Source organism: Stenotrophomonas sp. 1278 (assembly GCF_029892765.1).
Taxonomy (GTDB): Bacteria; Pseudomonadota; Gammaproteobacteria; order Xanthomonadales; family Xanthomonadaceae; genus Stenotrophomonas; species Stenotrophomonas indicatrix.
In genome coordinates this window covers 40,277-67,147 of the sequence record NZ_JARXWD010000012.1, presented here as the reverse complement: position 1 = coordinate 67,147, position 26,871 = coordinate 40,277, and the positions used below count along the sequence as shown (strand labels likewise).

The following is a 26,871-nucleotide window of genomic DNA, read 5'->3' as shown; positions in this document are numbered from 1 at the left end:
CCCCCGCCGAACGCCTCGCTCCGGCTCCGAAAATGCGTGACGAATTGCCGGAAAGGGCGGTCCGGCTGCCGGATCCGTGCACGAGGCCTCGGGGGCCGGTTGCTACAACTGTGTTCGTGGGGCCGGCGCCAGATTTGGCAAACTTAAATGTGACCTACATCACACAATTGTTTGTATTGTGTTATCTTCGTCACAGTTTTGCGAACCTGACCAACAGGGTCCAGGGACGGTTGTAGTCGCCACGGAACCGGCAGACACGCATTCGTACGCGTCTCCGGGTCCGGCAGAACCCTCCCCGGTACCCACTGAACAGCGGCTCCCCTGTGGGGCTGATGACGGGGAAAAACCAACATGTGGCAGTCGACGACGTCGCGCATCAGCGCGGGCGGTGAATCCGTTCATCCTGAAAAATGTGCACATCCCGGCCGGACCGGGCGATGGCTGGCCGCCGGTCTGCTGTTGCTGCTGCTGTCGGTGCTGCTGCCATCGTCGGCCTGGGCCGCGGCCTACGCGACCGGCGGCACCAGCCCGTACCGCAACACGGTGCTGTGGCTGACTTGGGGTGGCGGCACGGACCTGGGCACTGCCGGGGTCACGCTCAACAATGGTGATACCTCGTCGATCTCGATGCCGGTGGCCGCGGGCATCAACCTCAGTGTCAGCTGCAGTCTGGCCAACATCAGTGGCGGCGGACTCCTGCAGAGTTATCGCCCGGGCAGCTTCAGCGGCGACAGCCTGGACGACCTGTACAACGTCGGTGGCACCGGTGGCGCCAACCAGCTGATCGCAGGCATCTCGCGCAGCAGCGGTACATCCTCTTTCGAAATCAACTGTGTCTCGACCCTGGGCGGTGCGCCGTATCGCCTGCGCGGCGTGGTGATGGCCGACGCCGAGTCGATCAACAACAGTGGCGAGTTCGTCGAAGCCAGTGCACTGGGCACCTGGAACGTGGTGGAGATGCGCAAGAACCTCAGCGCAGGTGCCTACAACGTGACCAAGTCCAGCAGCGGCGGCAACAGCGTGATCCGCTTCGGGCCGGGCAACGACAACAACACCGCTGCGGTCACCTTCCTCAATTTCGACAATGCCGCGCACGCGCCGGGCAACCTCGCGGTGAACATGGGCTTCTCGATGCGCGGTGGCGGCACCACCGCCATCGCCATCGGCCTGCTGGTGCCGTATGCCGACTTCGGCGATGCGCCGCAGAGCTATGGCGACGCCATGCATGTGGTGGACGATCTGCAGTTCCGCCCGGATGGCCTGCCGGTCAACGCCACCCCCACCAACATCAACACCGCCGGCTATACGCCGGGTGGCCTGGCACCGCCGCTGACCGATTTCCTCGGCACGATGGGTCCGGATACCGAGCAGAAGAGCAGCTACAGCGCCGATGCGAAGGGTGACGACAACTTCCCTTCGGGCAATCCCAACGAAGAGAACGCCTGGCCGGCGAGCTATGTGCTGACGGTGATGCAGGCCGGTACCCAGATCAGCCAACCGGTGGCATGCGTGGGCACCGGAAGCGTGGCCGGCTGGATCGACTTCAACCGCAACGGCACATTCGACCCGGGCGAGCGCAGCAACGTCGCTGCATGCAGTGGTGGCGGGGCCAACCTGAGCTGGACCGTGCCCGCGCAGGTAAGCGCAGGTAGCAGTTACGTGCGCCTGCGCTATGCGACCAATGCGGCGCAGATCCAGCAGCCGACCGGCGTGGCCGACGACGGCGAAGTGGAAGACCACCTGATCACCATCACCGCACCCGCGCTGAAGGTGGTGAAGAGCAACAATGCCACCGGCGGCATCTGGAACTACGGCCAGGCCGGCACCCAGTACACGCTGACGATCAGCAACACCACCAACGTGCCGACCGGCAATCCGCCGAACGTGCCGGCGGGTGTCATCACCGTGCGCGACCAGTTGCCGGCAGGGATCGTGCCGAACTGGACCGGTACCCTCAGCAGTGGCAGCTGGAGCTGTACGGCGAGCGGCCAGGCGGTGACCTGCACCAGCAGCCAGGTACTGTCGGCAGCCGGCACCGCCGGTGACAGCAGCAGCTTCACCCTGCCGGTGACCGTGTCCGCATCGGCAAGCGGCCTGTTGCGCAACCACGCCAGCGTCGGCGGTGGCTACGATCCGTTCAATGGTGGCAATCCGCCCGCACCGGGCGAGGCCTGTACCGATGCCAACCATTGCACCCGCAGCGATGTGACCGTTCCGGTTACACGGGTGAGCTACGCGAAACGCTCCAACACCACCGGTCCGGTGGCGGTGGGGGCGACGGTGAGCTACACCGTCGATGTCACCATTGCCGACGGCAACAGCCGCGACGTGCTGACCCTGACCGATACCCTCGGCACCGGTCTGGATTTCGCCAGCGTGACCAACGCCGGCGCCTTTACCTGCAATGCGGCCAATCCGCTGGTGTGCACGCTGCCAGCGGGCACCGTGCCGGGCACCTACAGCCTGACCTATGCGGCCACCGTCAACGCACAGGCCAGTGGCCAGGTGGTCAACACGGTGGTGGGTACCGGTACCGACACTCCCACCTGCAGCAGCAACTGCACCACCACCACGCCGGTGGCGGCGCCGCGCATCTCGGTGTCCAAGGCCAGCGCCACGGCCGGCCCGGTCGCGGTGGGCGACAGCGTTGCCTACACGGTGAGCGTGGTCGTGGCCGATGCGCGCACCACCGCTGCCGTCACATTGACCGATACCCTGGGCACTGGCCTGGACTTCGGCAGCATGACCAATGCCGGCGGCTTCATCTGCGTGCCCGGCAATCCGCTGGTGTGCACGCTGCCCGCCGGCACCGTGCCCGGCAGCTACGCGTTCTCTTATACCGGCATCGTCAACGCACAGGCGGTTGGCCAGGTGCGCAATGCCGTAGTGCCGAGCGGTCCGGACAATCCGTCGTGCGTCGGCAGCTGTGATACCACTACGCCACTGGCCAGCCCGCAGGTGAGCTACGCCAAGCTGGCCTCCACCGGTGGACCGGTACGGGTGGGCGACAGCATCGGCTACACGCTCAGCGTGACCGTTGCGCGTTCGCGCACCACCGATGTGGTCACCCTGACCGATACGCTGGGCAGCGGCCTGGACTTCAGCAGCGTGACCAGCGCGGGCATCTTCACATGCAATGCCGCCAATCCGCTGGTGTGCACGCTGCCTGCAGGGACGGTGCCGGGCACCTACAGCCTGAGCTACTCCGCCACGGTCAATGCGCAGGCCAGTGGCACGGTACGCAATGCCGTGCTCGGCACCGGCACCGACACGCCCTCGTGCACGACCAACTGCGATACCACCACGCCGGTGGCGACGCCGGGCGTGAGCTATGCCAAGTCGGTGAACAGTGCCGGCCCCGTGTCGGTGGGTGACAGCCTGGCCTACACCTTGACCACGGTGGTGACCAACTCGCGCACCACCGACGTGGTGACGCTGACCGATACGCTGGGCAGCGGCCTGGATTTCGGCAGCGTGACCAGTGCCGGCGCCTACACCTGCAACGCGGCCAACCCGCTGGTGTGCACGTTGCCGGCCGGCACTGCGCCAGGCAGCTACAGCCTGTCGTACACCGCAGTGGTCAATGCCCAGGCCACCGGCCAGGTGACCAACGCGGTGCTCGGCAGCGGTGGCGACAACCCGAGCTGCACCGTCAACTGCGATACCACCACCCCGGTGGCTGGCAGCCAGATCGACTATCGCAAGACCTCGGCCGCGGCCGGTGCGGTCAAGGTGGGTGACAGCATCGCCTACACCCTGACCGGCGTGGTCAGCCGCTCGCGCACCACCGCTGTATTCACCCTGACCGACACCCTGGGGCAGGGCCTGGACTTCGGTTCAGTCACCGCCACCACCGGCTTCACCTGCAATGCCGGCAACCCGCTGGTGTGCACGTTGCCGGCCGCCACCGCACCTGGCACCTACACGGTGAACTACACCGCGACGGTGAACGCGCAGGCCAAGGGCAGCGTCAGCAATGCCGTGCTTGGCAGCGGCACCGGTACCAACACCTGTGCCACCGACTGCACCACCACCACCCCGGTGCTGGCGGCGACGGTCACCTACCGCAAGTCCTCCAGCACGGCATCGCCGGTCAACATCGGCGATGCGGTGGACTACAGCGTCGAGGTGGTGGTCGCCAACTCGCAGACCACCGATGTGCTCACCCTGACCGATACCCTGGGCGCAGGCCTGGACCTGCAGTCGGTGACCCAGCCGGGCGCCTTCACCTGCAATGCCAGCAATCCGCTGGTGTGCACGTTGCCGGCAGGTACCGCACCCGGCACCTACACGCTGGGCTACCGCGCGCAGGTCAACGCGCAGGCCAGTGGCAGCGTCCGCAACGCGGTGCTGGGCAGTGGCGGCGATACCCCCACCTGCACGGGAACCTGCAGCACCGAGCACGTGCTGGCCGAGCCGCGCGTGGTGCTGGAAAAATTGTCCGGCCCTGCAAGTGGCAGTGAAGTGCGTCCGGGTGACCGGTTGCGCTACACCCTGCGGGCCACCGTCGAGCGCGCCTCGCTGCGCCAGCCGTTGCAGCTGCTGGATACGCCCGATGCGGGCCTGAGCGTGGACACGCTGCCGGCAGGCTGCGTGCAGCAGGGCACCGACATCGTCTGCACCCTGCCGGCCGGTACGCCGGTGGGGCAGCATGAATTCGTCTACCAGGCCATCGTCAACCAGGAGGCGCGCACGGAGGTGCTCAACCGCCTGCGCGGCCAGTATCCGGATGGATCGCCACCGCCGGAGTGCACCACCTGCGAAACGCGGCACAAGGTGATCTCGGATTTCGCGCTGCGCATCACCAAGACCGCCAACCCGCGGTTGGTAAAGGTGGGCGACCTGGTGCGCTACCAGCTGGTGGTCGAGAACGTCGGCAGCAGCCATTGGCGCGACGGCGTGGTGGTCGATACGCCGCCGCCGGGCTTCAGCTATGTGGACGGCTCGATGCGCGTGGCCGACGACGACGGCGCGTTCTCGCTGGGCGGTAGCCAGACCCCGCTGCGCATCGGCGCGGTCGACATCGCCGTGGGCCGCAGTGCCACCATCACCTACTTGTTGCGGGTGGGCGCGGGCGTGCGTGCCGGCAACCACATCAACCAGGCCGTGGCTACTGCCGGCGACGGCACGCCGCTGTCGAACGTGGCGACCGCAGAGGTGCGCATGGATGCCGATCCGCTGCTGGAAGACAGCCTGGTGTTCGGCACCGTGTTCGATGACCGCGATGGCGACGGATGGCAGGACAGTGCGGAACTGACCGGTGTTCGCGTGCAGGGCGGTTTCGCGCCTGCCGCGTACGTGCCGGGTTCGACAACGCTGGATCGTGGCGATGGACCGCAGCCGTTGGCCGATGCCAGCGCGCCCCTGCTGCATGGCGTGCAGGTGGGCGTGATACACGGCCTGGCGTCTACGTCGGACACGGTCGAGAGCCATCAGGTGGTGATCCGCCAGCGCCTGCGCGAACTGTCCTTCACCGATGATTTCGTGCTGGAAAGCGCCCAGGGCCATCGCCTGCAGCTGGATGCGCAGGGTGTGGCAACCGTGCAGCGCAGTGGCGAGGCGGCCAAGGGCCTGACCGCAGCCGAGCCGACCGTGCATCGCGAGATCGCGCGGGTGGCCGAGGGCTATGAGGTGGCCTACGTGATCCGCAACAGCGGCATCCAGGAGCAGGGTATTCCCGGCGTGCGCCTGGCCACCGTAGAGGGCCTGCTGATCGAAACCGATCCGTTCGGTCGTTACCACCTGGCCGATGTGCACGGTGGCGATGCGCGGTTGGGCCGCAACTTCATCGTCAAGCTGGACCCGGCAACGGTACCGGCGGGTTCCGGACTGACCACCGAGAATCCGTTGCTGCGTCGGGTTACCCAGGGCGTGCCGACCCGCTTCAGCTTCGGCGTGCGGCTGCCGCCGTCGCCGCAGGCGTCCGCCGAGCGCGCCGAACTGGCCTTGGGCGAAGTGTTGTTCGCCCCGGGCAGCAGCGAGCTGCGTGCCAGCTATCGTCCGGTGCTGGCGAAGATGGCCGAGGTGGTCGATCGCTACCAGGGCGGTGACGTGGTGATTGCCGCCAACGGCGAAAGCCAGGCGTTGGCCTTCGCCCGTGCGGTGGCCGTGCGTGATGCGCTGCGGGCCGAAGTGGCTGAAGGTTCGCGCGCTGGCCTGACGGTGCAGCTGCGTACCGACGTGCGCGATCCGCACTCGCTGGTCGCTGGCGTAGATGTCGGCGGCGCGCTGTTGGGCAACGTGCTGTTCGACACCGACAAGGCGGTGATCCGCGAGGAGTTCAAGCCGCTGCTGGCAGCCATCGCCGCGCGCCTGGAGCAGATGGGGGGCGGCCAGGTCAGCCTGGTCGGCCATACCGATGTGCGTGGCAGCCACGCCTACAACCAGGCGTTGGGCCTGCGCCGTGCCAATGCCGTGTTCGAAGCGCTGCGCGTGCAGCTCAGCCCTGCCGTGCAGCAACGCCTGCGCGTGCGCAACGAGGAGACCGCCGCCACCCGCGCGGCGGCCCACCAACAGGAGGCCCGCCGATGAGCGCCCATCACTCTGTCGTCCGGCGTCCCGCCCGCCTGCACCGCGCTGCGTTGTACCAGTCACTGCTGCTGGGTCTGGCAGCAACGGCGCAGGCCGCGCCGCCGCCGGCCAACGACGCGTCCATCGATGGCGCGCCCATCCACTGCGAGGGCAACCAGTGCAGCGCCGCGGGCGACCTGCTGTTCACCCTGCGCTCGCGCAGCTTCGATGAGCCGGTGACCGAAGGCACGTCGACGCGCTCGTCATCGCAGGTACTGCAGCCGGACCGGCGCGTAAGCGTGGCGCTGGACGAGCCGGGCAAGGCGACCGTCCGCGGTGAATTCATGATCCGCCTGCCGGAAGGTGGCGCGATCTGGGCCACCGAGGACCCGGCCATGGGCCAGCCCGAGCTGTCGATCTCGGCGCCGGGGATGGTGGCGTTCGACCAGGGCCGCATCGTGCGTCCGGTCGAATTCTTCGTGCGTGGCAACTACACCGCGTTCATCAAACGTCTGGAGGTCAGCCTCTACCGCGGCAGCGACAGTGACCGGGTCGCGCCATTGGCGACCTTTGAACTGCCTGTGGCTGCGGTCGGGCAGGGCAGTTGGGACGGTACGCTGCCGGCGTCCACGCCGCTGCGTCGTGGCGACCGCCTGGTCTACGTGCTGCGCGCGTACGATGCCGAGGGCAATGTCGATGAGACCTCGGCGCAGTCCATGCAGCTGGTGACGCCGGCCGAAGTGGAGCGTGGCAACCAGCAGCTGCGTGACGCCCTGGAAGATCGGCGCGGCACGGCCGTCGATGCCAACCAGGCCGCTTCGTTGTCGCTGCTGGAGCAGGTGTTCGACAGCAACGGTCTTCGCCAGCAGAACATCCCGGTGTACGGCTCGCGCGTGCGCCTGCGGGGCCGTGACCTGCCGCTTGGCGCGGCACTGAAGATCAATGGCGAAAGCTACCCGCTGGACCAGGACCGCAAATTCGCCGCTGAATACCTGATGCCGATCGGTCACCACGTGTTCGACGTGCGGGTCGAGCGGCCCGACGCGCCGGCGATCGCACGCACGCTGGAGGTGGATGTCAGCGGCAGCTATCTGTTCGGTGTGGGCCTGGCCGATGTCACGGTGTACCAGAACAAGGCCAGTGGTGCGGGCCGCGATGTCGCCCGTGGCGAGCGCGATGACGATGTGCTCAGTGACGGGCGCCTGGCGTTCTATCTGAAGGCCAAGACCCGTGGCCGCTATCTGTTGACGGCGCAGGCCGATACCCAGAACCGGCCGCTGGACGAACTGTTCACCGGTTTCACCACGGCCGATCCGCAGGACCTGTTCCGCAGCCTGGACCCGGACCTGTATTACCCCACCTATGGCGACGATTCGCTGACCCAGCGCGACGTCGACAGCATGGGCCGCTTCTACCTGCGCATGGACTGGGACAAGAACCAGGCGCTGTGGGGCAACTACAACACCGGGCTGAGCGGCACCGAGTACGCCCAGTACGTGCGTTCGCTGTACGGTGCGGCGCTGTCGTGGCGCTCACGCGGCGCCAATGCCTGGGGCGATGCGCAGACGGAACTGCGTCTGTTCGGATCGCAGGCCGAGACCGCGCCGGGCCACAGCGAGTTCATCGGCACCGGCGGCAGCCTGTATTACCTGCGCCACGCCAGCATCCTGCGCGGCTCGGACCAGGTGGTGCTGGAGATCCGTGACCGCACCACCGGCCGTGTCGAACAGCGGGTGTCGCTGGTGCGCGGTGCCGACTACGAGATCGACGCGTTGCAGGGACGCATCCTGCTGACCCGGCCGCTGGCCCAGGTCAGCCGCGAGAACCTGCGCCGGATCAGCCGCGACGTGCCGCTGGATGGCTACGAGCAGCGCCTGATCGTCGACTACGAATGGGTACCGACCGGCTTCGACAATGACGACATCACCGCTGGCGTGCGTGGCAAGCACTGGTTCGGTGATCACGTGGCGGTGGGCGCCACCTATGTGGACGAACAGCGCGCTGGGCAGGACTATTCGCTGCGCGGTGCGGACCTGACCCTGCAGGCCGGGCGTGGTACCTACCTGAAGGTCGAGCACAGCCGCAGCGAGGCGACCAGTGCGCCGGTGTTCTTCTCCGACAACGGTGGCCTGAGCTTCACCCGCCTCAACCCCGAGGGGCCGCGCGAAGGCGAGGCGACCGCAGTGGAGGCACGGGTGAACCTGCGCGAGCTGGGCTGGACCCAGCGCGACTGGAGTGCCGGCGCCTGGTGGCGGCAGGTCGAGGGAGGCTATTCGGTGGGCCGCTTCGACACCGGCCAGCGCGTGCGCGAACAGGGCGCCGAACTGCTGGGCTACGTGACCGACGATTTCAGCCTGTATGCACGTTACAGCGAAGCACGGCGCGGCAATGAATCGTTGATCCAGGCCCAGGCCACCGCCGAATGGCGGATCGGTGACAACGACCGCGTGTCGGCCGAGCTGCGCCGGGTGCAGGAAGACCGCGGCATCGGCAGCAATGCCGGTGTGCTGGCGGCAGCGCGCTACACCCATCGCATCGGCACCGCGCTGGACATCTATGGCGGCGGTCAGCTGACCGTCGATGACGATCATGGCCGCTACGCGGACAATGATGCGGTGGTCGCCGGTGGTACCTACACCTTCGCCAACCTGTCCACGATCGGCGCGGAGGTTAGCGATGGTGATCGGGGCAGTGCCGCGCAGGTCAATGCCGAGTACAAGCTGACCCCGCAGCACAGCTTCTATGGTGCGTTCACCCAGTCCACCGATCGCAGTGAATACGACCCGCTGTTCAGCCCGAATGCGCAGGATGGCTGGACGCTGGGCCAGCGCTGGCGCCTGTCCGACCAGGTCAACGTGTTCAACGAGAGCCAGTTCCTCAAATCCGGCCAGGAATCCGGTCTGGCCAACACGTTCGGCATGGATTTCTATCCGGCGGTGGGCTGGAACGCGGGCTTCACCCTCAGCGACGGCAAGCTGGATGCGAGCAGTGGCCAGGTCGACCGCAAGGCCGTCAGCCTGTCCGGCGGCCGCACGTCGCCGGGTACCGAGTGGCAGAGCAAGCTGGAGTGGCGTCGCGACACCGGTGCCGAGCGCCGCACGCAATGGGTCAGCACCAACCGCCTCAGCCACCGTCTCAATGACAGCTGGCGGATCGCTGCGCGGTTCAACTACGCCGACACCGACGATGCGATCAACCCGGTGGCCGGCGCCCGCTTCATCGAGGGCAATCTCGGCTTTGCCTACCGCCCCTGGGACAATGACCGCTGGGCGCTGTTCGGCCGCTACAGCTATCTGTACGACCTGTCGACGATGGGCCAGGTCAACGGCGTGGACTACGACCAGCGTACCCAGGTGTTGTCGCTGGAAGGCGTGTACCGCATCGACCAGCGCTGGGAAGTGGCGGCCAAGCTGGCCCGACGCGAAGGCGAGGTCCGCTATGGCCGGGGCACCGGTCCGTGGTTCGATTCAGCCACGAACTTCGGTGCAGCACAGCTGCGCTATGACTTGTACTACCAATGGCACGGCCTGCTGGAGTACCGCCTGCTGGACGTGCGGGATGGCGGTCGCCGGCAGGGTTGGCTGGCCGGCGTGGACCGCGACGTCGGCCGCAACTTCCGGGTTGGCGTGGGCTACAACTTCACCGACTTCAGTGACGACCTGACGAAGTTCGACTACACCCACCGCGGCTGGTACGTGAACCTGGTGGGTCGCTATTGAGGACCGGGCAACGCCAGGCCATGCCTGGCGGGGCCGCAACGGTCGCTACCCAGTAGTGCCAGGCCATGCCTGGCAGGGCGGCAACGGCTCAGGCCTGCCTGAGCAGCTCCACCAGCTGCCGCAACCGGTAAGGCTTGGGCAGGAATTCCACCTGCTCGGGCAGCGGCGGCAACTGCGAGCGTGCGTAGCCGGAAGAAAGGATCATCCGCGCCTGCGGCTGGTCGCGCGCGACATGCTCGCTCAGCTCGATGCCCGACATGCCGTTGGGCATGCTGATGTCACTGAACACCACGTCGAAACGCGTATCGCCCTGCAGCAGCGCGACCGCTTCCTGCGCATCGGCCGTGGTAGCCACGTCGATGCCGAAGTCGCGCAGGGCCAGGCCGATCATTTCGCGCAGATCGGTCTGGTCCTCCACCATCAGTACGCGGATCGGATCATCGGTCATGGGTTGGGTTCCTCTGTGGCGGGTAGCAGCAGGCTGACCGTGGTGCCAACACCGGGCGTGGTGGACACGTCTACGAAGCCGCCGCTCTGGGTGGTGAATCCGAACACCTGGCTCAGGCCCAGGCCGCTGCCCTTGCCGATGTCCTTGGTGGTGAAGAAGGGCTCGGTCGCGCGTTCGGCGATGTCCGGGGCCATGCCGTGGCCCTCATCGCAGACGCTCAACGTCACATAGGTCCGTTGCCGGGATGTGTCGGCGTCGGGGTCCATGCGGTGTTCCAGCGCGGTGGCGATCAATACCCGACCGCCACCAACGGTGGCGTCCGCAGCGTTGCCGACCAGGTTGGCGAGCGCGGTCTGCAGCTGCACGGTATCACTGAGTATGGCAGGCAGGTCCGCAGCCAGCGCGGTTTCCAGAGTGACGCCGGCAGGGCAGGTGGCCTGCAGGGCGGGCAACCAGTCGCGGATCCGCGCATTGATGTCCAGCGTTTCGCGGATCAGGGTCTGCCCGGTGCTGAAGGCCAGCAGCTGCCGGGTCAGCAGTGCGCCGCGATCACTGGCCGCCTGCGCGGTGGTGAGCAGGGCGTTGGCACGCTCGTCATCGCCCATGCGTGCGGACAGCAGGTCCAGCGCATTGACGATGGTGGTCAGCAGATTGTTGAATTCATGGGCAAGGCCACGGCTGAGCTGGCCGACCGTCTCGAACTGCTGGGTCTGGCGCAGCGCCCGCTGCGCGTCGCGCAGTAGCCGTTGCGCCTGCCACTGTTCAGTGATGTCGCGGGTGATCTTGACGAAGCCCACGAGCTCGCTGTTCTCGACCACCGACTCGATGACCACGCTGGCGCGGAACGGAGACCCGTCACGGCGCACCCGCCAGCCTTCGGCGGCATGGTGTCCGCTTTCCGCCGCCAGTCGCAGCAGGTGCTGCGGCTCGCCGGCATCGCGATCGGCTGGCAGGTAGAAGCGTCCAAAGTGGGTGCCGATGACTTCTTCCGACCGGTAGCCCTTGATGCGTTCGGCGCCGGGATTCCAGCTGCAGACGATGCCATCGGGATCGAGCAGGTACAGCGCATGGTCGCGCACGCTGTCGATCAGCAATCGCAGCTGTCGGGAAGGGTCCGTCAGCACGGACGGCGTCGAAGCGGCAGCGACCACGATGAAATGCGTATTACCTCTGTCAGGCACGAGAACGTAGGCAGTGGAGTGTGAAGAGGGCGTGCATGCGACGCCTGTGCCATTGGTCGTATGCGGCTGAATGCGACAAGGAGTAACATCAGTCCCCTTTTCCAAACTGGAACCGACCTGCATGCGTCCTGGTGCGACTACGCGTGACCGCTGGATCTGGATGACGTCGGCGGTACTGGTGGCGGCTACGGCCGCGCTGGAACTGGTGGTACCCCTGGGCTATGCCGTGTGGCTGGCCTATTTCATGGCCATCGGCGTCACTGTGTTCCAGCGCAGCGCCCGGGTGCCGTTCGTGGTGGCTGTCAGCGCCTGCGTGCTGCTGGCGGTGGGCTACAACGTGGCGCCGGCCAGCAACAACTCATCCTTCTCGTTCGTCAACCGGTCGATCGGTGGCGCGGCTTTCCTGATGATCGCACTCATTGCCTCGCGCGCCATCCAGGCGCGACGTGAGGCGATGCGTGCGCTGTGGCTGCAGGAGGCGGAGAACGCGGTCGCGCTCAGCCTGCGCGGTGAGCTCGGGCCGGAACAGATCGCCGAAGCGGCGGTGTCGACGCTGGCGACCCAGCTGGGTGCCGATGTCGGTGCGCTCTACCGGCTGGAAGGCGGACGCCTGCAGCTGACCGGCGGGCTGGCGTTGCCGAACGGTATCCCGGCCACGTTGGGCCTGCAGGAAGGGGTGGCAGGGCGGGTGGCCCGCGACCAGCGGGCGCGGCATCTGCAGGGGGATGAAGCGGCTCCGCTGGAGCTGCAGACCAGCCTGGGGCGCGTGCCTGTGCGTGAACGGATCCTTGCCCCGGTCAGCAGCGACGGCGCGATCGTGGGCGTGCTCGAGCTGGGCCGGGCGGCGGTTGGCGAACAGCGGGCGCTGGATGACGAGCTGCTGGAGCGCTGCGCCGAAACGATCGGCATGGCCCTGCGTACCTCGATGCTGCGCGGGCAGCTGATGGTGCTGCTGGAGGAGTCGCAGCGCCAGGGCGAAGAACTGCAGGCACAGCAGGAAGAGCTGCGGGTGGCCAACGAGGAGCTGGAAGAGCAGAGCCGCAGCCTGATGCAGTCGCAGACGCATCTGGAACAGCAGCAGGCCGAGCTGGAACAGAGCAACGTGCAGCTGGAAGAGCGCACCCACGAGCTGGAGGCGCAGAAGCAGGCGCTGCTGGTGGCGCAGGGGCAACTGGTGCGCAACAGCAATGAACTGGCCGCCACCTCGCGCTACAAGTCCGAGTTCCTGGCCAACATGTCGCACGAGCTGCGCACCCCGCTGAACAGTTCGCTGATCCTGGCCAAGCTGCTGGCCGACAACAAGGACGGCTCGCTCAGCGACGAGCAGGTCAAGTACGCCCGCGCCATCCTGTCGTCGAACAACGACCTGCTGGCGCTGATCAACGACATCCTGGACCTGTCGCGCATCGAAGCAGGGCACGTCGAACTGGCCGACGAAGTGGTGGTGGTCGACAGCGTGCTGCAGCGACTGCGCGAAACCTTCGAGCCGATGGCGCGGCAGAAGGGCCTGACGCTGCAGATCGAGTCCGATGGCCTGGCCCCCAGCCAGCTGGTGGCCGACAACCAGCGCCTGCAGCAGATCCTGAAGAACCTGCTGGCCAATGCGGTCAAGTTCACCGAGCACGGCAAGGTGAGCCTGCACGTTCGCAGCGGCGGCAATGGCCGGATCCGATTCGAAGTGGCCGACAGCGGCATCGGCATTGCACGCGACCAGCTGCAGCTGATCTTCGAAGCGTTCCGCCAGGCCGATGGCAGCACCCGTCGCCGTTACGGCGGCACCGGCCTGGGCCTGTCGATTTCGCGTGACCTTGCGGTGCGCATGGGCGGTGACATCCAGGTGGACAGCGAGCCGGGCCGGGGCAGCTGTTTCATTCTCGAATTGCCCCTGCAGGGCGCGCCGGCAGCCGAGGCCAGCGCAGGCGCCGCAGCGCCGGTGCCGGTGCAGCCGGTACCCGCCACCCCCGTGGCACCAGCCCCCCTTGCCCAGCGGTCCAGTGCCGCGCCGGTGGCAGCGGTGGCCGACGACCGTGGCCGCCGCCACCATGCGGGACGCTTGATCCTGGCCGTGGAGGACGATGCGGTCTTCGCCGAAGCCCTGGTGACGCTGGCGCACGAACTTGATTTCGACTGCGTGGTGGCCACCACGGCCGAAGAGGCGCTGGCGCTGGCGGCGGACCTGCGTCCCAACGGCATCCTGCTGGACATCGGCCTGCCCGACGTTTCGGGCCTGACCGTGCTCGAACGGCTCAAGCGCAACCCCGACACCCGGCACATTCCGGTGCATGTGGTCTCGGGCATGGACCGCGGCCAGGTGGCACGCGAACTGGGCGCGATCGGCTTTGCGATCAAGCCGACCACGCGCGAGCGCCTGGTGGCTGCCATCGAACAGCTTGAACAGACCAGCCAGCGCGACGTGCGGCGCCTGCTGATCGTGGAGGACGACAACGATCTGCGCCGCAACCTGGAACTGCTGCTGGGCCGCGATCAGCTGCAGATCGCTGCTGTCGGTACGCTTGCCGCAGCGGTGGAGCAGCTGAGCACGGTCACCTTCGACTGCATGGTGATGGACCTGTCGCTGCCCGACGGCAGTGGCTACGACCTGCTCGAGCACATGGCAGGCAACGATGATGTCGGCTTCCCGCCGGTCATCGTCTACACCGGCCGTGCCCTCAGCCGCGAAGAAGAGCAGCGCCTGCGCCGCTACTCCAAGAGCATCATCATCAAGGGTGCACGCTCGCCCGAGCGCCTGCTCGACGAGGTGACGCTGTTCCTGCACAGCGTGGAGGCCAACCTGCCCAGCGACCAGCAGCGCCTGCTGCGCGAAGCGCGCCGCCGCGACACCGTGCTCGATGGACGCACCGTGCTGCTGGCCGAGGACGACGTGCGCAACATCTTCGCGCTGTCCAGCGTGCTGGAGCCGCTGGGGGTGACGCTGGAGATCGCCCGCAACGGCCAGGAGGCCGTCGACCGCCTGGCCCAGCGCGAGGTGGACCTGGTGCTGATGGACATCATGATGCCGGAGAAGGATGGCCTGCAGGCGATGCGCGAGATCCGCGCGCAGCGCCATCTGCAGGACCTGCCGATCATCGCGCTGACCGCCAAGGCCATGCCCGATGACCGTGAACGCTGCCTGCAGGCCGGTGCCAACGACTACATCGCCAAGCCCATCGACGTGGACAAGCTGGTATCGCTGTGCCGGGTCTGGTGCTCGCGGCAATGAACGAGCAGGCGCTGTTCGACCTGGAGCTGAAGGTGCTGCTGGAGGCGCTGTACCAGCGCTACCACTACGACTTCCGCAGCTATGCGGTGTCCTCGCTGCGCCGTCGCGTCAGCCAGGCCATGCAGCGCTACGAGTGCGAGCGCCTGTCGGACCTGCAGCATCGGCTGCTGCACGAGCCGGAGCTGTTCGCCCAGGCGATGCAGTTCTTCACCGTGCAGGTCTCGGAGATGTTCCGTGACCCGGAGTATTTCCGGCAGATGCGCGAACAGGTGGTACCGGTGCTGCGCACCTATCCCTCGGTGAAGCTGTGGGTGGCCGGCTGCAGTACCGGCGAGGAAGTGTGGTCGCTGGCGATCCTGCTGCACGAGGAAGGCCTGCTTGAGCGCAGCATCGTCTACGCCACCGACATCAACCCCGCTGCACTGGCCACGGCTGAGGCCGGCGCTTACGGCATCGACCGCCTGGCCCAGTTCAGCCGGAACTACCTCGCCGCCGGCGGCACCGCTTCATTGTCGGACTATTACAGCACCGCTTACGACGGCGCGGTCTTCGACCGCCAGCTGCGCCGCAACGTGGTGTTTGCCGACCACAGCCTGGCCACCGACACGGTGTTTTCGGAAGTGCACCTGGTCTCGTGCCGCAACGTGCTGATCTATTTCAACCGCGACCTGCAGGATCGGGCGGTGGGCCTGTTCCGCGAAGCCCTGGTGCATCGCGGCTTCCTCGGCCTGGGCAGCAAGGAGTCGCTGCAGTTCGGTCGCCATCACGATGCCTTCGAAGCCTGTTCGCGGGAGCACCGCCTGTACCGGAAGGTGGCCTGATGGCGGCGATGTTCCGCCCTGACGTGGTGGTGATCGGCGCATCGGCCGGTGGCGTGGCCGCCCTGCAGATCGTGCTGGGTGCGTTGCCGGCCACCCTGCCGGTGCCGGTGCTGGTGGTGCTGCACCTGCCGCGCGACCGTTCCAGCCGCATCGCCGAGGTGCTGGCGCCGTACTGCACGTTGGCCCTGCGCGAAGCGGAGGACAAGCAGCCCCTGCAGGCCGGAACAGTGACGTTCGCGCCGCCGGACTACCACCTGCTGGTGGAGGACACGCAGGCCATCGCATTGTCGATGGACGAACCGGTGCTGTTCTCGCGGCCGGCCATCGATCCGCTGTTCGAATCGGCTGCGGCCGCGTTCGGCACGGGTGTGCTGGCGATCCTGCTGACCGGTGCCAGCAGCGATGGCAGCGATGGCGTGGCCGCCGTGCGCGCCGCTGGCGGCCAGGCCTGGTTGCAATGCCCCGAGGAGGCCGAGGCATCGATGATGCCGGCCTCTGCCCTGCAGCATGCCGGCGCCGACGCCGTGCTGCCCCTTGAACTGATGTGCCGCCGCCTGAAGGAGTTGTTTGCATGAACCTGCTGCCGCCGGACCCTGCCCAGTCGCAGGCGCCGGTCAACCTGCTGATCGTCGACGACGTGCCGCAGAACCTGGTGGCCATGCAGGCGCTGCTGCGCCGCGAGGGCGTCAACCTGTTGCTGGCGGACTCTGGCGCGCAGGCGCTGGAGCTGCTGCTGGAGCATGAGGTGGCGCTGGCGCTGCTGGACGTGCACATGCCGGAGATCGACGGTTTCATGCTGGCCGAGCTGATGCGTGGCTCGCAGCGCAGCCGGGATGTGCCGATCATCTTCCTGACCGCCTCGCCGGATGATCCGTTGCGGGTGTTCAAGGGCTACGAGACCGGCGCGGTGGATTTCCTGCACAAGCCGGTTGCACCGCAGGTGATCCTCAGCAAGGTCAATGTGTTCATCGAGCTCTACCAGCAGCGGCAGCTGCTGAAGGCGCGCAACGAAGCGCTGGAGCGCGCGTTGAAGCTCAACGAGACCATGGCCGCGGTGCTGACCCACGACCTGCGCACGCCGCTGTCGGCCATCCTGCTGTGTGCCGACAAGCTGTCGCTGGAACTGCCGGACGACAATGCCGGTGCGCAGCAGACACTGAGCTACCTGGAGGCCAGCACGCTGCGGATGGCACGCATGGTCGAGCAGCTGCTGGACTTCTCGCGGATCCGCAGCGGTGGCCTGCGCCTGCAGAGCAGCGTCTGTGACTTGGCCGAGGTGACGCGTGCGGTGCTGGTCGAGGCCGGTGCCGGCCATCGAAGCGATCGGATCGCGCTGGACGTCCGTGGCGATTCGACGCTGCAGGGCGACATGGATCGCCTTGGTCAGATCGTCGCCAACCTGGTCGGCAACGCACTCACCCATGGCGCCGACGCGACGGTGCAGGTGCAGGTCGATGGTGGCGATGCACGTGTGGTCGCGCTGCGCGTGCGCAACACCGGCCATGTCGATGAGGCGTTGCTGCCGCGCCTGTTCGAACCCTTCAAGGCCAGCTTCCACCAGAGCAACGGGCTCGGGCTGGGGCTGTACATCGTGGACCAGTTCGTGCGTGCGCATGGTGGCCAGTTGAGCGCGCGCAACGAGGCAGGGCACGTGGTGTTCGAGGCGCTGCTGCCTCGTCGATCCGATTTGCGCAGTCCGGCGGTTTCCTGAATTCTTCAGCTGGCGCGTGAGCGAACTGAGACGGGCTCGTCCGCAACTGCTACCGTGGCACCACTCTTGCAAAGGAAGCTTCATGCCACTGCGTGCCATCGCCTATGTCAGCCAGGCCAAGCCGGATCTGTCTGCCGCACGTCTGCAGACGCTGGTCGAGGATGCCGCGCGCTTCAACAAGATGGCAGGGGTGACGGGTGTGCTGCTGCATGACGGCGAACGCTTCCTGCAGTACATCGAAGGCCCGCCTGATGGCATCGATTCGGTCTATGAGCGCATCCTGCAGGCCGGCAGCCATGTCGACATCGTCGAGCTGGCGCGTGGCCGGCTGGGCCAGCGCCAGTTTCCGTACTGGGCAATGCGCGGGCTGCCGGTCGACGCCGCGCTGCTGCGTCAGCTTTCCGCAGGCGACTGGTCGGGATTCGCCCGCTCGGTAAACGGTGACAGCGTCGTGCTTACGGCAGTGGATCTGTTGGCCGAGGTCGTGCGGCCGGTACTCAGCGCAGGCTGACCGCTAACGCTGCGGGGCGCAGTACGCCGCGTGCAATGCCTGCAGCACCCCCAGCGCCGGACCCTCCAGCAGCCGATAGTGCAGTGCCTGTGCCTGCCGCCGCGTTGCCACCACATCCAGATTGCGCAGCACGGCCAGATGCTGTGACAGCGCCGATGCGCTCAGGCCAGTCAGGGCCAGCAGTTCCGGCACCGGTGCTTCGCCTTCCACCAGGCGACACAACACGCGCAGTCGCGCCGGGTGTGCCAGCGATTTCAGCAGGGCAGCCGCTTGTGCGGCATGCGTAGCCATCGCGGCACTGTCGGTGGTGATGCTGGGCACGGCTTGACCCGGTAGTTCAGGAAAGTCTAATTTAGAGAAATCTAAATTGAAGGGCAAGCCGATGCGCGCGATGCAGAGGGGCAGGGCATGAACCTGCCATGGGCGGCAATTGCAGGCGGCGGCCTGATCGGTGCGTCGGCGGTGCTGCTGCTGGCCACGCTCGGTCGGGTGGCGGGCATCAGCGGTATCGCTGCCGGCGCCGCGGCCGCGCCGCGTGGTGATCGTGGTTGGCGCTGGGCTTTCCTGCTCGGACTGATGTTGGCTGCTGCGGCGGTGCTGAGCTGGCAGGCGGGTGCGGGACAACCACCACGCGCCTTGCTGCGCGACGTGCTGCCGGCCTGGCAATTGATCGCTGCCGGTGTCCTGGTGGGCCTGGGTACGCGGCTGGGCAACGGCTGCACCAGCGGCCACGGTGTCTGTGGCCTCGCCCGAGGATCGCGGCGATCGCTGGTGGCGGTGCTGGTGTTCATGGCCTGCGCGATGCTCACCACGTTCCTGCTACGTCACGGCGGAGGCCTGGCATGAGCCGCAGGTTGTGGGCGGCAGGTGTGGCCGGCGGCCTGTTCGGTGCCGGCCTCGCGCTGGCCGGCATGACCGACCCGCGTCGCGTGCTGGGGTTCCTTGATGTGGCTGGCGACTTCGATCCCACGCTGGCCTGGGTGCTGGCGTCGGCGCTGCTGGTCAGCGCACTGGGTCAATTCTGGCTGCGGCGGCGGCAGCGGCCATGGTGCGCCGAACGTTTCGAGCTGCCGACGGCGCAGGCTGTCGACACGCGGTTGCTGCTGGGTGCGGCGCTGTTCGGTATCGGCTGGGGCTGGGTCGGCTATTGCCCGGGGCCCGCGCTGGCCGCGTTTGCGGTAGGCGCGCGCGAAGCCCTGTGGTTCGTGCCAGCGATGGCTGCCGGTTTCTGGCTGCATGATCGCTGGCTGCGCTGAGGCTTCACGTTCGTCTCACCGTTGCGGGGTTCAGATCACCTTTCCCGGGGAACGGAGGACGACATGGCACGGATGAAATGGAAAGGCGGCGCGTTGCTGGCGGCGGCACTGGCGACGGCGGCAATGCCGGCGATGGCCTGCACGCGCGCGGTGTACCTGGGCGACAACGGCGATGTCATCACCGCCCGCTCGATGGACTGGAAAGTGGACGTGGCGACCAATCTCTACGTGTTGCCGCGTGGCATTGCGCGCACTGGAAAGGCGGGGCCTGGGTCGATCGCCTGGACTGCACGCTACGGCAGCGTGGTGGCCACCGGCTATGACATTTCCACCACCGACGGCATGAACGAGAAGGGCCTGGTCGCCAACCTGCTGTGGCTGGTCGAGTCGCAGTACCCGGCCCAGCGCAGCGGCAAGCCCGGCCTGTCCATCTCGTTGTGGGCGCAGTACGTGCTGGATAATTTCGCGACGGTGGAAGAGGCGGTGACCGCGCTGCAGCGCGAACCGTACTCGATCGTCACCGACAAGGTGCCGGGCGAGGACCGCCAGGCGACGCTGCACCTGTCGCTGTCCGACGCCACGGGCGACAGCGCGATCGTCGAATACATCGGCGGGCGCCAGGTGATCCACCATGATCGGCGCTACCAGGTGATGACCAATTCGCCGGTCTTCGACCAGCAGCTGGCATTGAACAGCTACTGGCAGCAGATCGGTGGCACGGTGATGCTGCCGGGCACCAACCGTTCGGCCGACCGCTTCGCGCGGGCCTCCTTCTACATCAACGCGATTCCGAAAGCGGAAGATCCGGTGGAGGCGCTGGCCAGTGTGTTCAGCGTGATCCGCAACGTGTCGGTACCGTTCGGCATCACCACGCCGGGCGAGCCCAACATCTCGTCCACCCGCTGGCGTACGGTCGCCGACCACAAGCGGCGCCTGTATTTCTTCGAGTCGGCACTGACGCCCAACACCTTCTGGGTCGACCTGACCAAGGTCGATTTCGGCGGAAAGGTGCTCAAGCTCGATCTCGGCCGTGACCAGCGCAATACCTTCGCCGGCGATGCACTGGGCCATTTCGTGCCCAGCGCACCGTTCACCTTCCTCGGCGTCGACGGCTAGTTCGACGCCTGGCTGGAGGCCGGGTAGACCGCCTGGATCGTGCAGGCGCCGCGGCGGGTGAAGCGGGGCAGCGGCGCCACCGCGTCGCTGCGCTCGTCGAAGCTGGCGAAATCGGCCGTAACCACGCGGTCGCCGGGGTTGCCGCAGATCAGGCCGTTCTGCATGCCGGATTGGAAGCTCAATTCCGGTGAGCGGTCGAGCTGGAGGCAGTGGCTGCCCAGTTCAACACGGTAAAAGCGATGGCCGCCGCTCCGCAGCGGGTTGGTTTCCACCAGCATGCCCTGCGTGTCGGACGACCAGCCGCGCACATTGCGGGTGGCGAAGCAGTACGAGGCCGAGCCGCCGAAGCCGCGGCGGACATCCTTGCGTTGGCGGATCGTCAGGGCGGGCAGGGTGGCCGTGCGCAGGCTGTCGCTGTCGCGGGCCACGCTGGCATAGTCGCGGGCCTGGACCGGGGTGACTGCACTGACGGCACAGCTGTGGCCATCGACCACAACGCGCTCGCTGGGACGACCGCAGGCCCAGCCGGCGGGTGCTTCCAGCTTCAACGTGGTGGCTGCGCGGACGCCGGGGCAATCCTCGGCGAAGTCGATGCGATAGGCTTGGCCGGAGGCGGCGCGCAGCGCGATCGAGCGCGGTGATGCCTGCTCCACTTCCTGGACGCCGACAGCGTCCATGCAGTGCGGGGCCGGTGGCATGCGTTCCTGTGCCGAAGCCGTGGCGGTGAGCACCAGCGCGAGGCTGGCGGCCAGTACCATGGGTGCGTGCCTGTAAGTCATGTCCTGCACTCCCTGCGTTGGATGACGGGCCGACTATAGCAGCGGTTTGCACGGCAAGTGTTACACGCGCAGACTGCTCGGATGGGCGCCATCTTCCATCTACGGCACTACGGTCAGGCCACCGGCCTGGATCGCCACGGCTATGCGCAGTGGGTGCTGCCGCTGCAGGGTGAGCTGCAGTTCGAGATGGAGGGCAGGGGCGGTCGTCTTGACCTGCTGCAGGGGGCATTCGTGGCGGCCGGCGAAGCGCACGACCAGATGGCCGAAGGTCCCAACGGTTTCGTGATTGTCGACTGCGGGCCGGGCGTGCTCGATGACGCGACCCAGGAGCACCTGTGCCGGCAGCGCTGGCTGCATCTCCCGCTGTCGCTGCGGCAGCGGCTTGCCCAGGTGCGGACAGGCCGGCCTGTGCCAGCGCTGCTGCCGGAGCTGCTGCGGGTCTTCGCGCCTGCCGGTAGTGGTGCGCGCCTGCAGGGCCTGTGCGCTGCGGTCGAGGCGATGCCGGGGCAGGCGTGGTCGGTAGCGCGCATGGCTGCCTTTGTCGGCATCAGTGAAAGCCGCCTGCATGCGGTGTTCCGGAGTGAGTTCGGGCTCAGCCCGCAGGCGTGGCTCAGTGCCAGCCGCCTGCGCTGGGCCAAGCACCAGTTGCGGGTCAGCCCGGCATCGATCAGCGATATCGCACTGGCCGCAGGGTATTCCGAGCAGAGTGCACTGACCCGTGCGCTGCGCCGCGAATGCGGGCAGACGCCGGCGGCATGGCGGCGAGCCACACCCAACGCTGCGGAAGCGAACCGGCAGTAGCCTCGGTCAAGACCGGTCGGCAAGGGGCCGCTTACACTGCGCGGCCCGTTCTTGCTGTGAACCTGCAATGCGCAACAACCCGATTGCCCTGGGCATCGCCAATGGCATCGCCGCCGGTGCGCTGTGGGGCGTGGTCTTCCTCGCGCCCGCCGTGTTGAGCACGTTCAATGCCCTGCAGCTTTCCGCCGGCCGCTACCTGGTCTATGGCCTGATCGCCGTGGTCCTGCTGCTGCCGCGCTGGAAGCGGCTGGCGCCGATGCTCGGTCGCGCCGAGTGGATCGGCCTGTTGTGGCTGAGCCTGGCCGGCAACCTGGTGTACTTCCTGCTGTTGGCCACGGCGGTGCAGTGGGCCGGTGGCGCCGCTGCTTCGTTGATTGTCGGCCTGATTCCGGTCGTGGTCACCCTGGTGGGCGTGCGCGAGCAGGGTGCGGTGCCGTTGAAGCAGTTGCTGCCGGCGCTGGCGCTGTGCGTGCTCGGCGTAGCGATGGTCGGCTGGGAGGCGCTGATGTCCGAGCATCTGGGCACGCCTTGGCGGCAACGCCTGATCGGCCTGCTGTGCGCGTTCGGTGCGTTGTTCTCGTGGGCGCTGTATTCCATCGGCAACAGCCGCTGGCTGTCGCGGCGGCCCGACCTTTCCAGCCACGACTGGTCACTGCTGACCGGCGTCACCACCGGCGGGTTGTCGCTGCTGCTGGTGCCGATGGCGTTCAGTGGACACAACCAGGCGCATACGGCTGCGCAATGGGGTGGGTTCTGGGCCATCAGCGCCGGCGTGGCGGTGGTCGCCTCGATCCTCGGCAATGCGTTCTGGAACCGGGCCAGTCGCCTGCTGCCGCTGACCCTGACCGGGCAGATGATCGTGTTCGAGACCCTGTTCGCGCTGCTGTACGCCTTCGCCTGGCAGCGGCGCTGGCCCAGCCTGCTGGAACTGCTGGCGATCGTGCTGCTGGTGGGCGGGGTGCTGTTGTGCGCGCATGCGCATCGCACGCCGCGCGCAATCACCGAACATGTCGGCTGAATCGACGCACTGAGGCCGACGATCACCCGTTTGTCTCAGTTGCAACCAAATGCCGGCACGTTGGCCGATGATCGCCGCAAAGAAATATTGCGCCGCAACACTTGACAGCAACCATCGCGGCGGTGTTTTCTGTAGGCCATGGTCCTTGATGCCGCCAACGCCCGCCTGATCGCCCCCGCTACCGCGGGCCGTTCGACTGCGCCGGTCGCCATCACCACCACCATTACCACCACCACCGTCACCACTGCCCTGGTGCGGCCCGTCGTCTTCGTGTAACTCCCGAAAACAACGGCCCCGCACCATCCAGGTGACGGGGAAACTCGACCACCTGCATGCGACGGGGCCTCCAACCGAGGTCTGCATGTCTTCCATCGCCCCCGCCCATTCGCCTGCCGCGTCCGCACTGGCCGCGCCGTCCACTGTCGTGCACAAGTTCGGCGGCACCTCGGTGGCCGACGCCGAGCGCTATCGCCATGTCGCCGGCCTGCTGCTGGCCCGCCCCGAGTCGTTGCAGGTCAGCGTGGTCTCGGCCATGAAGGGGGTTACCGATGCGCTGATCGAACTGGCGCACCTGGCAGCCCAGGGCGATGCCGGCTGGCAGGAGGCGTGGCATGCGCTGCGCGCGCGGCATCGGGGTGCCGCGGTAGCGCTGCTGGGTGAGCAGGTGGGCGATACCGTGGACTGGATCGATGCACGCTTCGACCAGTTGGCCGAGGTGCTGGCCGCGCTGGCGGTGATCGGCGAACTGCCACGCGAGGTGCTCGACCGCGTGCAGGGCCTGGGCGAGGTGTTCTCCGCACAGTTGCTCGGTACCCACCTGCGCGCGCTGGGCGAGGACTGCGCGGTGCTGGATGCACGCGATGTGCTGGTGGTCGGCCACGGCGAACTGGGCGTGGATGTCGACTGGGATGCCAGTGCCGGCCGCCTTGCCGCGTGGCGGCTGCAGCACCCGCAGTCGCGCGTGGTCGCCACCGGTTTCGTCGCCCGCGACCGCCAGGACCGCGTCACCACGCTGGGCCGCAACGGCAGTGACTACTCCGGCGCGATCTTCGCCGCACTGTTCGCCGCCGATGAACTGCATATCTGGACCGACGTCGACGGCGTGCTGTCGGCCGACCCGCGGCTGGTGCCGGAGGCCGTGCAGCTGCACGCGCTGAGCTACGACGAGGCCTGCGAGCTGGCCTATTTCGGGGCGAAAGTGGTGCATCCGCAGACGATGTCACCGGCGATCCGGCTGGGCCTGCCGATCTTCATCCGCAATACCTTCCAGCCCAGCCATCCGGGTACGCGGATCAGCGCCGAGCGCTCGCCACGTGGCCCGGTGAAAGGGCTGACGCTGAGCACGGATCTGGCCCTGCTGAACCTGGAAGGCACCGGCCTGATCGGCGTGCCGGGTACCGCCGAACGGGTGTTCGCCGCGCTGCGCCAGGCACAGGTCTCGGTAGTGATGATTTCGCAGGGGTCTTCCGAACATTCCATCTGCTGCGTTGTCCGTGCGGGTGAAGCGGCGCGTGGTCGCGATGCCGTGGTGCAGGCGTTCTCGCACGAACTGGCTGCCGGCCAGGTGCAGCGGGTGCAGGTCAGCGAGGGCGTCAGCGTGCTGGCCGCCGTGGGCGATGGCATGGCGGGCCAGCCGGGTGTGGCCGCACGGCTGTTCGAATCGCTGGGCCGGGCGCAGGTGAACATCCTGGCGATCGCGCAGGGGTCTTCCGAACGCAACATCTCGGTGGCGGTGGCAAGCGCCGATGCGACCCGCGCGTTGCGTGCCGCGCATGCCGGGTTCTGGCTGTCGCCGCAGACGTTCGCGGTGGGGGTGATCGGTCCGGGCAATGTTGGCGCTGCGCTGCTGGACCAGCTGCTGGCGGCGCGCCCGCAGTTGTTGGCCAAGGCCAATGTCGATCTGCGCCTGCGCGCGCTTGCGTCACGCTCGCGCATGCGCCTGGAGGCCGATGGCCTGCATGAAGACTGGCGCCAGGCGCTGCAGGACGCCGGCCAGGCCAGCGATCTGGACCACTTCACCGAGCACCTGCTGGCCGCGCATCTGCCGCACGCGGTGGTGATTGACTGCAGTGGCAGCGCCGAGGTCGCCGAGCGCTATGAAGGCTGGCTGGCCGCCGGCATCCATGTGGTGACCCCGAACAAGCAGGCCGGCGCCGGTCCGCTGGCACGCTACCAGCGCATCCGCGCGGCGGCGGCGGCCAGTGGTGCGCGCTTCCGCTACGAGGCCACGGTGGGTGCCGGCCTGCCGGTGATCACCACGCTGCGTGACCTGGTGGATACCGGAGACGAAGTGCTGGCGATCGAAGGCATCTTCTCCGGCACGCTGGCCTGGCTGTTCAATCGTTTTGACGGCAGCCAGCCGTTCTCGGCACTGGTCGCGCAGGCGCGCTCGATGGGCTACACCGAGCCGGATCCGCGCGACGACCTGTCCGGTGTGGATGTTGCGCGCAAGCTGGTGATCCTGGCCCGCGAGGCCGGTCACGCGCTCAGCCTGGAGCAGGTGCAGGTGGAGAGCCTGGTGCCGGCGTTGCTGCGCGAAGGAAGCGTGGACGATTTCATGGCCCGCCTGGGTGCCTCCGATGAGGCGCTGCTGGCCCGGCTGCACGATGCCCGCCAACGCGGCGCGGTGCTGCGCTATGTTGCGCGGCTGGGGCCGGATGGCGCGTCGGTCGGGCTGCAGGAGCTGCCGGCCGACCACGCGTTCGCCAACCTGCGGCTGACCGACAACGTGGTGCAGTTCCGTACCCGCCGCTACTGCGACAACCCGCTGGTGGTGCAGGGCCCGGGCGCGGGCCCGGAAGTCACCGCTGCCGGCGTGTTCGCTGATCTGCTGCGGGTGGCGGCCGGCGAAGGAGCGCGGCTGTGATCGCACGCGCTTTCGCACCCGCATCGGTGGCCAACGTGGCGGTCGGCTTCGACATCCTCGGCCACGCCATCGCCGGTATCGGCGATACGGTGAGCGTGCGCCGCATCGACGAACCGTTGGTGCGCATCGATGCGATCCGTGGCAGTGCGGTCGAACTGCCGCTGGACGCACCAGGCAATACCGCCGGCGCCGCGCTGATCTCGCTGCGCGCAGCGCTGGGGCTGGGCTTCGGTTTCGCCATCGAGATCGACAAGGGCATTCCGTTCGGCTCCGGCATGGGCGGATCGGCGGCCTCCTGCGTGGCCGCGCTGGTGGCAGCCAATGCAGTGCTGGACATGCCGCTGCCGCGCGAGGCGCTGTATCCGTTCGCACTGGATGGCGAAGCCGTGGCCAGCGGTGGCCGCCATGGTGACAACGTCGGCCCGCTGCTGCTGGGCGGCGTGGCGCTGTGCACGGCTGATCGCCTGGTGCCGATTCCGGTGCCGGCCAGCTGGCACAGCCTGCTGGTGCATCCGCATGCGGTGCTGGAGACCCGGCGGGCACGACAGGCGCTGCAGGGCAGCTATGCGCTGGGCGAATTCGTCGCGCAGAGTGCCCACCTGGCGCTGGTGTTGAGCGGTTGCCATCGCAGCGATGCCTCGCTGGTGCGCGCCGGCCTGCGCGATGTGCTGGTGGAACCGCGGCGGGCGGGCCTGATCGTGGGCTTCGACGCGGCACGCGATGCTGCACTGGCCGCCGGCGCGATGGGCGCGGGCATTTCCGGCGCCGGGCCCAGCGTCTTTGCCTGGTTTGAAGATGCCGACCGGGCGCGCGCGGCAGCGCAGCCGGTGCGTGCGGCGTTTGCCGCTGCCGGCTTCGACAGTGATGCCTGGATCTCGCCGCTGGATGCACCCGGAGCCTGCTTGTGCTGAATC

The 26,871-nt window shown here is 67.6% G+C and carries 19 protein-coding genes; 15 read left to right on the top strand and 4 right to left on the bottom strand.

The annotated features are described in order from the left end of the window. Window positions 1-459 precede the first annotated feature (459 nt). Entirely contained in the window at window positions 460-6,531 is a 6,072-nt protein-coding gene (locus tag M2299_RS12305) for a CshA/CshB family fibrillar adhesin-related protein (protein WP_280884430.1), read from the top strand. After that, window positions 6,528-10,229 (top strand): hypothetical protein, encoded by a 3,702-nt coding sequence (locus M2299_RS12300; RefSeq protein WP_280884429.1) that lies wholly within the window; start codon window positions 6,528-6,530, stop codon window positions 10,227-10,229. Before M2299_RS12305 ends, M2299_RS12300 begins: the two co-directional genes overlap by 4 nt. Window positions 10,230-10,317: 88 nt before the next feature. On the opposite strand, the gene M2299_RS12295 is transcribed toward M2299_RS12300, so the two are convergent. Together M2299_RS12295 and M2299_RS12290 are read right to left on the bottom strand one after the other, a co-directional pair. Further along, window positions 10,318-10,677: a response regulator gene (locus tag M2299_RS12295; RefSeq protein ID WP_025874874.1), complete on the bottom strand. Its 360-nt coding sequence runs from the start codon at window positions 10,675-10,677 to the stop codon at window positions 10,318-10,320. Next, window positions 10,674-11,801 carry a PAS domain-containing sensor histidine kinase gene (locus M2299_RS12290; RefSeq protein ID WP_099786007.1) on the bottom strand — a complete coding sequence of 376 codons (1,128 nt, stop codon included), beginning with the start codon at window positions 11,799-11,801 and terminating at the stop codon, window positions 10,674-10,676. The genes M2299_RS12295 and M2299_RS12290 overlap by 4 nt, the downstream gene beginning before the upstream one ends. Before the next feature lie 178 nt (window positions 11,802-11,979). On the opposite strand from M2299_RS12290, the gene M2299_RS12285 reads away from it, so the two are divergent. From M2299_RS12285 to M2299_RS12265, 5 genes are all read left to right on the top strand, one after another. Next, window positions 11,980-15,078 carry a response regulator gene (locus M2299_RS12285; RefSeq protein ID WP_280884428.1) on the top strand — a complete coding sequence of 1,033 codons (3,099 nt, stop codon included), beginning with the start codon at window positions 11,980-11,982 and terminating at the stop codon, window positions 15,076-15,078. Continuing rightward, window positions 15,075-15,899 carry a CheR family methyltransferase gene (locus M2299_RS12280; protein ID WP_032951761.1) on the top strand — a complete coding sequence of 275 codons (825 nt, stop codon included), beginning with the start codon at window positions 15,075-15,077 and terminating at the stop codon, window positions 15,897-15,899. Before M2299_RS12285 ends, M2299_RS12280 begins: the two co-directional genes overlap by 4 nt. After that, the gene (locus tag M2299_RS12275; protein WP_080148964.1) at window positions 15,899-16,474 is read left to right on the top strand and encodes a chemotaxis protein CheB; all 576 of its coding nucleotides are present in this window, start codon (window positions 15,899-15,901) and stop codon (window positions 16,472-16,474) included. The genes M2299_RS12280 and M2299_RS12275 overlap by 1 nt, the downstream gene beginning before the upstream one ends. After that, window positions 16,471-17,610, top strand: coding sequence for a hybrid sensor histidine kinase/response regulator (locus M2299_RS12270; protein ID WP_025874868.1), 1,140 nt, complete (start codon window positions 16,471-16,473; stop codon window positions 17,608-17,610). The genes M2299_RS12275 and M2299_RS12270 overlap by 4 nt, the downstream gene beginning before the upstream one ends. Before the next feature lie 82 nt (window positions 17,611-17,692). Beyond that, complete coding sequence (locus M2299_RS12265; RefSeq protein ID WP_033830961.1) at window positions 17,693-18,121, top strand: BLUF domain-containing protein; 429 nt, start codon at window positions 17,693-17,695, stop codon at window positions 18,119-18,121. A 3-nt stretch (window positions 18,122-18,124) separates the two neighbouring features. Here M2299_RS12265 and M2299_RS12260 read toward each other — a convergent pair whose 3' ends face one another. Next, window positions 18,125-18,412, bottom strand: coding sequence for a metalloregulator ArsR/SmtB family transcription factor (locus M2299_RS12260; RefSeq protein WP_099786009.1), 288 nt, complete (start codon window positions 18,410-18,412; stop codon window positions 18,125-18,127). Between the two features lie 117 nt (window positions 18,413-18,529). Here M2299_RS12260 and M2299_RS12255 point away from each other — a divergent pair, with 117 nt between their 5' ends. From M2299_RS12255 to M2299_RS12245, 3 genes are all read left to right on the top strand, one after another. Then, window positions 18,530-18,967 (top strand): YeeE/YedE family protein, encoded by a 438-nt coding sequence (locus M2299_RS12255; RefSeq protein ID WP_280884426.1) that lies wholly within the window; start codon window positions 18,530-18,532, stop codon window positions 18,965-18,967. Continuing rightward, on the top strand, window positions 18,964-19,377 hold the full coding sequence (locus M2299_RS12250; RefSeq protein ID WP_223485390.1) for a DUF6691 family protein: 414 nt from the start codon (window positions 18,964-18,966) through the stop codon (window positions 19,375-19,377). Before M2299_RS12255 ends, M2299_RS12250 begins: the two co-directional genes overlap by 4 nt. A gap of 63 nt (window positions 19,378-19,440) precedes the next feature. Then, window positions 19,441-20,493 carry a linear amide C-N hydrolase gene (locus tag M2299_RS12245; RefSeq protein WP_223485392.1) on the top strand — a complete coding sequence of 351 codons (1,053 nt, stop codon included), beginning with the start codon at window positions 19,441-19,443 and terminating at the stop codon, window positions 20,491-20,493. Here M2299_RS12245 and M2299_RS12240 read toward each other — a convergent pair. Next, on the bottom strand, window positions 20,490-21,272 hold the full coding sequence (locus M2299_RS12240; RefSeq protein ID WP_025874856.1) for a DUF6491 family protein: 783 nt from the start codon (window positions 21,270-21,272) through the stop codon (window positions 20,490-20,492). The two genes, M2299_RS12245 and M2299_RS12240, sit on opposite strands and share 4 nt — an antisense overlap. 81 nt (window positions 21,273-21,353) lie before the next feature. Here M2299_RS12240 and M2299_RS12235 point away from each other — a divergent pair, with 81 nt between their 5' ends. The 5 genes from M2299_RS12235 to M2299_RS12215 all read left to right on the top strand — a co-directional run bounded on the left by M2299_RS12235 (window position 21,354) and on the right by M2299_RS12215 (window position 26,868). Continuing rightward, entirely contained in the window at window positions 21,354-22,073 is a 720-nt protein-coding gene (locus M2299_RS12235) for an AraC family transcriptional regulator (protein ID WP_099783807.1), read from the top strand. Between the two features lie 67 nt (window positions 22,074-22,140). Then, on the top strand, window positions 22,141-23,091 hold the full coding sequence (locus M2299_RS12230) for a DMT family transporter (RefSeq protein WP_088100681.1): 951 nt from the start codon (window positions 22,141-22,143) through the stop codon (window positions 23,089-23,091). 138 nt (window positions 23,092-23,229) lie between these two features. Then, entirely contained in the window at window positions 23,230-23,367 is a 138-nt protein-coding gene (locus tag M2299_RS12225) for a hypothetical protein (RefSeq protein ID WP_164745120.1), read from the top strand. An 85-nt stretch (window positions 23,368-23,452) separates the two neighbouring features. Beyond that, the gene (gene thrA / locus M2299_RS12220) at window positions 23,453-25,957 is read left to right on the top strand and encodes a bifunctional aspartate kinase/homoserine dehydrogenase I (protein ID WP_080148954.1); all 2,505 of its coding nucleotides are present in this window, start codon (window positions 23,453-23,455) and stop codon (window positions 25,955-25,957) included. Next, window positions 25,954-26,868: a homoserine kinase gene (locus M2299_RS12215; protein ID WP_280884425.1), complete on the top strand. Its 915-nt coding sequence runs from the start codon at window positions 25,954-25,956 to the stop codon at window positions 26,866-26,868. The genes thrA and M2299_RS12215 overlap by 4 nt, the downstream gene beginning before the upstream one ends. The last annotated feature ends 3 nt before the right edge of the window (window positions 26,869-26,871 follow it).

Bases quoted from the DNA above. Each gene is read 5' to 3' on its own strand.
- M2299_RS12300 (WP_280884429.1), top strand. From the start codon at position 6,528: ATGAGCGCCCATCACTCTGTCGTCCGGCGTCCCGCCCGCCTGCACCGC.
- M2299_RS12270 (WP_025874868.1), top strand. From the start codon at position 16,471: ATGAACCTGCTGCCGCCGGACCCTGCCCAGTCGCAGGCGCCGGTCAAC.
- M2299_RS12275 (WP_080148964.1), top strand. From the start codon at position 15,899: ATGGCGGCGATGTTCCGCCCTGACGTGGTGGTGATCGGCGCATCGGCC.
- M2299_RS12280 (WP_032951761.1), top strand. From the start codon at position 15,075: ATGAACGAGCAGGCGCTGTTCGACCTGGAGCTGAAGGTGCTGCTGGAG.
- M2299_RS12295 (WP_025874874.1), bottom strand. From the start codon at position 10,677: ATGACCGATGATCCGATCCGCGTACTGATGGTGGAGGACCAGACCGAT.
- M2299_RS12255 (WP_280884426.1), top strand. From the start codon at position 18,530: ATGAACCTGCCATGGGCGGCAATTGCAGGCGGCGGCCTGATCGGTGCG.
- M2299_RS12260 (WP_099786009.1), bottom strand. From the start codon at position 18,412: ATGGCTACGCATGCCGCACAAGCGGCTGCCCTGCTGAAATCGCTGGCA.
- M2299_RS12245 (WP_223485392.1), top strand. From the start codon at position 19,441: ATGGCACGGATGAAATGGAAAGGCGGCGCGTTGCTGGCGGCGGCACTG.
- M2299_RS12225 (WP_164745120.1), top strand. From the start codon at position 23,230: ATGGTCCTTGATGCCGCCAACGCCCGCCTGATCGCCCCCGCTACCGCG.
- M2299_RS12235 (WP_099783807.1), top strand. From the start codon at position 21,354: ATGGGCGCCATCTTCCATCTACGGCACTACGGTCAGGCCACCGGCCTG.
- M2299_RS12240 (WP_025874856.1), bottom strand. From the start codon at position 21,272: ATGACTTACAGGCACGCACCCATGGTACTGGCCGCCAGCCTCGCGCTG.
- M2299_RS12285 (WP_280884428.1), top strand. From the start codon at position 11,980: ATGCGTCCTGGTGCGACTACGCGTGACCGCTGGATCTGGATGACGTCG.
- M2299_RS12230 (WP_088100681.1), top strand. From the start codon at position 22,141: ATGCGCAACAACCCGATTGCCCTGGGCATCGCCAATGGCATCGCCGCC.
- M2299_RS12250 (WP_223485390.1), top strand. From the start codon at position 18,964: ATGAGCCGCAGGTTGTGGGCGGCAGGTGTGGCCGGCGGCCTGTTCGGT.
- M2299_RS12265 (WP_033830961.1), top strand. From the start codon at position 17,693: ATGCCACTGCGTGCCATCGCCTATGTCAGCCAGGCCAAGCCGGATCTG.
- thrA (WP_080148954.1), top strand. From the start codon at position 23,453: ATGTCTTCCATCGCCCCCGCCCATTCGCCTGCCGCGTCCGCACTGGCC.